This is a genomic window from Solidesulfovibrio aerotolerans, from assembly GCF_009856865.1.
GTDB classification, from domain to species: domain Bacteria; phylum Desulfobacterota; class Desulfovibrionia; order Desulfovibrionales; family Desulfovibrionaceae; genus Solidesulfovibrio; species Solidesulfovibrio aerotolerans.
Window position 1 is genome coordinate 1 of the sequence record NZ_WVUD01000084.1, and the last position, 4,919, is coordinate 4,919.

Annotated in this window: 3 protein-coding genes; 2 read left to right on the forward strand and 1 reads right to left on the reverse strand. The window is 59.3% G+C overall.

What is annotated here, in order from left to right:
* Positions 1-145: 145 nt before the first annotated feature.
* Positions 146-610, reverse strand: a complete 465-nt coding sequence (dut, locus tag GTA51_RS19885; RefSeq protein WP_160964235.1) for a dUTP diphosphatase — start codon at positions 608-610, stop codon at positions 146-148.
* A 226-nt stretch (positions 611-836) separates the two neighbouring features.
* Between dut and glgP the strand changes: the two genes are divergently transcribed.
* Complete coding sequence (gene glgP, locus GTA51_RS19890; protein WP_160964236.1) at positions 837-3,407, forward strand: alpha-glucan family phosphorylase; 2,571 nt, start codon at positions 837-839, stop codon at positions 3,405-3,407.
* A 374-nt stretch (positions 3,408-3,781) separates the two neighbouring features.
* Positions 3,782-4,831 carry a dockerin type I repeat-containing protein gene (locus GTA51_RS19895; RefSeq protein WP_160964237.1) on the forward strand — a complete coding sequence of 350 codons (1,050 nt, stop codon included), beginning with the start codon at positions 3,782-3,784 and terminating at the stop codon, positions 4,829-4,831.
* Positions 4,832-4,919 lie beyond the last annotated feature (88 nt).

Below are 4,919 nucleotides of genomic sequence, written 5' to 3' on the forward strand. Positions count from 1 at the left end.
CCGAAGGGCGAGGCCCTGTGGGCTCAGGATTTTGGCTGGGGCGGTTGTCGCCCCGCGACAGCCACCCCAGCCAAAATCCTGAGCCCACTATCGGGGGGTCCGGGGGGATCATCCCCCCGGCCGCCGGAGGCATCTTCCTCTTCCCCTACACCTTGCCGGTATGGCCGAAACCGCCGTCGCCGCGGTGGGTGTCGTCGAGGTCGTCCACGGCTGTGACGATGGGCCGCACGATGGGGGCCAGGACGAGTTGGGCGATGCGTTCGTGGCGGCTGATGGTCTGGGGTTGCTGGGAGGTATTGAGCAGCCAGACTATTATTTCGCCCCGATAGTCGGGATCGATGACGCCGACACCCTGGGCCACGGTGAGGCCGTGTTTGGCCCCAAGGCCCGAGCGCGAGTAGATAAAGCCGGCGACGCCGGGTGTTTGGACGGCGATGGCGATGCCGGTGGGGACCGGGGCGCGCGCGCCCGGGGCGATGGTCAGGGACTCGGCCTCGAGGTCGGCGCGCAGGTCCAGTCCGGCCGAGCCGGGGGTGGCCACGGCGGGCGGGTTCTGCCGGCTGGATTCCCGCAGAAATTTGATATGAAGGACGGTCGTTTGGCCGGACATGGGCACACCTCCGCAAAGTGAAATCAGGGAGGTACCCTACCTCTTTGGCCGGATTTGTAAACGCTTTTTAATGTGCTGAAATACAACAATTTTTGACGGCCATGTGTCGTCCAGGCGACGTTTTCGGGCTGGCCTTGCCTTTTGCAGGGGCTTATGGATAGATGCTGGGGTGCAGTTGGCCGGACGGCAAGCATGGCGTCACGGTCGGAGTTAAAAAGGGGAACGTATGCAGCCGTTACGTGTCTATAGCGTTGTGCCGAAATTACCGGAGAAACTGAAGCCGCTTTGGGATTTGGCCTACAACCTGCTTTTTTCCTGGAACGACGACATTGTGTCGCTGTTTGCCCAGGTGGACCGCCGGTTGTGGCGGGAATGCTACGGCAACCCGGTGTGCTTTTTAAACCGCCTGCCCCAGAAAACGCTGGAAACCCTGGCCGAGGACGATTTTTACGTCGAACGTCTGGCTGATCTGCGCCAGAGTCTGGCCACCTACCAGTCCCGCAAGACTGCCTCGATTCCTTTCCCTGATCGCGACGGTACGCCGGTGGTGGCCTATTTCAGCCTGGAGTACGGCATCAGCCAGTGCCTGCCCATCTATTCCGGCGGCCTTGGCATTCTGGCCGGCGACCATCTCAAATCGGCCAGCGATCTGTGCGTGCCGCTGGTCGGCATCGGGCTGTGCTACCAGCAGGGGTTTTTCCGCCAGTACCTGACACCTGACGGCTGGCAGCAGGAACGCTATCCCATCTACGATTTTGAGCAGATGCCGTTGACCTTGTGCAAGGACGCGGCCGGCGAACGTTTGCTAGTCCAGGTTGACTTGAAGGGCGAGCGGGTCACGGCGCAAATCTGGAAGGCGCAAGTCGGCCGGGTGTCGCTCTATCTTATGGACACCAACGTGCCGGAAAACCAGCCCGCCACCCGCCAGCTCACCAACCGCCTCTACGGCGGCGATCTGGAAACCCGGGTGCGCCAGGAATATCTGCTCGGCATCGGCGGCATCCGCGCCCTGGAAGTCCTGGGCTTAAAGCCCAAGGTCATCCACATGAACGAAGGCCATTCGGCCTTTGCCGGCCTTGAGCGCATCGCCAATTTCATGGCCAAGCACCAGCTGTCCTTTGAGGCGGCCATGGAGCTGGTGGCGTCGAGCTCCATCTTCACCACCCACACGCCGGTGCCGGCCGGCAACGACCGGTTTCCGCCGGAGCTGATCCAGGCCTATTTCGAGGACTATGCCAAGCGTTTGGGACTGGCCTTCAAGGTGCTCCTGGCCCTTGGCCGGGAAGACCCGCGCAACGATACCGAGCATTTTTGCATGACGGTGCTGGCGCTTAAACTGTCGCGCTTTAATAACGGCGTGTCGCAACTGCACGGCGTGGTGTCGCGCAAGATGTGGAACCGGGTCTGGACCCAGTATCCCATGGAAGACGTGCCCATCGGGGCCATCACCAACGGCGTGCACGTGCCCACCTGGGTGGCCCAGGATCTGGCCACCCTCTACGACCGCTATCTCGGGGCCAACTGGCGGGAAGACCCGGACACCAGCCGGGTATTTTCCCAGGCGCATCTGATTTCCGACGCCGAACTGTGGCGCACCCACGAGCGGTTGCGCGAACGGTTGGTGGGCTATGTGCGCGAGCGGCTGCGCGACCAGCTGCTCTCGCGCGGGGCCAAGCGCCAGGAACTGCTCAACGCCGAGGAGGTGCTTGATCCGCAGGCGCTGACCATCGGGTTTGCCCGGCGCTTTGCCACCTACAAGCGGGCCAACATGCTGCTGCAGGACAAGGAGCGGCTGATCCGCATCATCACCAACGCCGAGCGGCCGGTGCAGTTCGTCTTTGCCGGCAAGGCCCATCCCCACGACAACGAGGGCAAACGTCTGATCCAGGATCTGGTGCAGTTGTGCACCAGCGCCCAGTGCCGCTACAATCTGGTTTTTATCGAAGACTACGACATGGAAATCGCCAGCTATCTGGTCCAGGGCGTGGACGTGTGGCTCAATACGCCGCGCCGGCCCCTGGAAGCCTGTGGCACGAGCGGCATGAAGGCCATGTGCAACGGCGTGCTCAACTTCTCAACCCTCGACGGCTGGTGGGCCGAGGCCTGGAAACCGGACAACAGCGTGGGCTGGGCCATCGGCATGGGCGAAGAGTATGAAGACGCCGGCTATCAGGATTTCGTGGAGAGCCAGACCCTTTACAACATTCTGGAAAACGAGATCATCCCGACCTTTTACGAGCGGGGGCACGGCAATCTGCCGCGCAATTGGATTCGCAAGATGAAGGCTTCGATTTGCGAACTGACCCCGGTCTATAACTCCCACCGCATGGTGGAGGACTACGCCCGCATCGCCTACGGGCCGGCGCTGGAGAACTACAACCGGCTGACCCGCGATGAATGCGCTGCGGCCAAGGATCTGGCTTCCTGGCGCATGGAGATGATGACCAAGTGGGGCAATTTGGACATCCGCCACGTGCGGGCCGGTGATCCCGAGCAGTTGCATGTGGGCGACGGCGTGCGGGTGACGGCCGAAGTGCAGTTAAACGGCATCCGTCCCCAGGATGTTGAAGTGCAGATTTATTCCGGCCGGCTGGATTATGAAGGCAAATTCGCCCAGCGCGACACGCTGTCCATGCGGCCGGTGGAGACGACGGCCGACGGTTGGCACCTGTACATGGGCGAGATTCAGCCGACGGAAGCCGGCCGTTTCGGCTTCACGGTGCGGGTGCTGCCGCACCACCCCCTGCTGCTCGACTCCCACAGCCTGGGGCTGATCCGCTGGGCGCACAACGATTAGAGGGCAAGGGGCTGCTGCAGAATCGGGGACGTAGAGCACGTCCTGAATGAGGAAATAGTGCATGCGGGCCGTCTCGGAAGGGGCGGCCCGTTTGTTTTTGTGTGGACGAACGGTACTTGCTGGGGAAGAATGACACGACAATCCTATTTCGAGACGGCCGGCGGAAGGATGCATAAACATGTTGCAATAGAACAGAGCTCTATTATATTAATGCGACACAGCGACAACGAGGCCTGTTGTGGCTGGATTTATTTGCACCAGATGTTCATCTCTATGCCGTGCAGCAGTCTCCACAAATGTCCATTTTGTTGATTGTACAGTGCTCTGTATCGAGTGTTCATTCCTCTATCGACAAGTGATTTCGGAGTGGCTGGATGATCATGAAGTATTTTACGAAAAGATTCGCGGGCATACCGCTTCGGACAATAATAATTACTACAGTGGCTTTAGCTGCCGTATATGGATACTGGAAGTATTCAATACCCATTCATAGAGTCGAAAACAAATCTGAATTAGTCATGCTTGGCGACCTCAATGGCGACAACCGATGGTCACAAGCCGACTTGGATGTTATGGATGACTTCATAAACAATCCGTTTGCAGTATCGGACGTGCTGGTATCGCGGATGGACATGAATCAAAACGGTCTCATTGACGCAGAAGACCTCGTTCTCCTCCAGTCTCTTGTGGCCTCAGCGGGCGATCCCTACCGTGCGGAAGAGAAAGCCCGCTCCCGGGGGGAATCCTTCCCGCGCCCACGGGAGCTGTACCGTTACATCGCCAGCGCGGAGTACCACCCCCGCCCCCTGTATGCCCTGCCCTATCCGGGGGCGGCAGACTCCGTCCTGGACTGGCTGTCGCGTTTCCCTCCATCGGGGAAGGCAAGTTTCTATACCGAGGCGCTTTACGCAGCCGTCAACGCCGAAGCGATTCGGTTTGACCAGGCTTGGAGAAAGCGACAACACCAACTCCTGCCCATTGAGCGGGAGTATGCCGTGCAAAAGCTGGCTCGGGCGAAGTTGCTCCATCAGGCTGGGGAGTGGTACGAACTGCGCCTCCTCCTTACGGAATCGGTAGAGGATGCAGAAACGCTTACGGTAAGAAACCAGCCAGAGTATCCGGTCAAACTGCTTGCTTTTCGCGACCATCTTCGCGAAGTGCTCGGCTCGCCGGAATATGCAGCTTTTAAGTCTGGAGAGCAGGACTGGCGTGGCGTGCTCAAGCTGGTCTCCCGCCACCTCCAAGCCGACCTCGGATTATCCTATGATTTTGAAACGCTTGGCCCTCCACGGGATTTCAATAGCTTGGAGAACTATTTGCAACGCGTTGCGTGGCAGTACTACAAAAGCAGTACACGCGAGGAAAACCTTCGCGCACTCATAGCGTATCATTACTGTCCGGCTAAGAAAAGGCTTGACGCCTGAAAGCGACAACTGGTGCAAGCTCATGATGCCTTTCCACTTAGGCGATCAATTTTGAAAAAATGGCATAAATTGCCATGACATCAAGTTC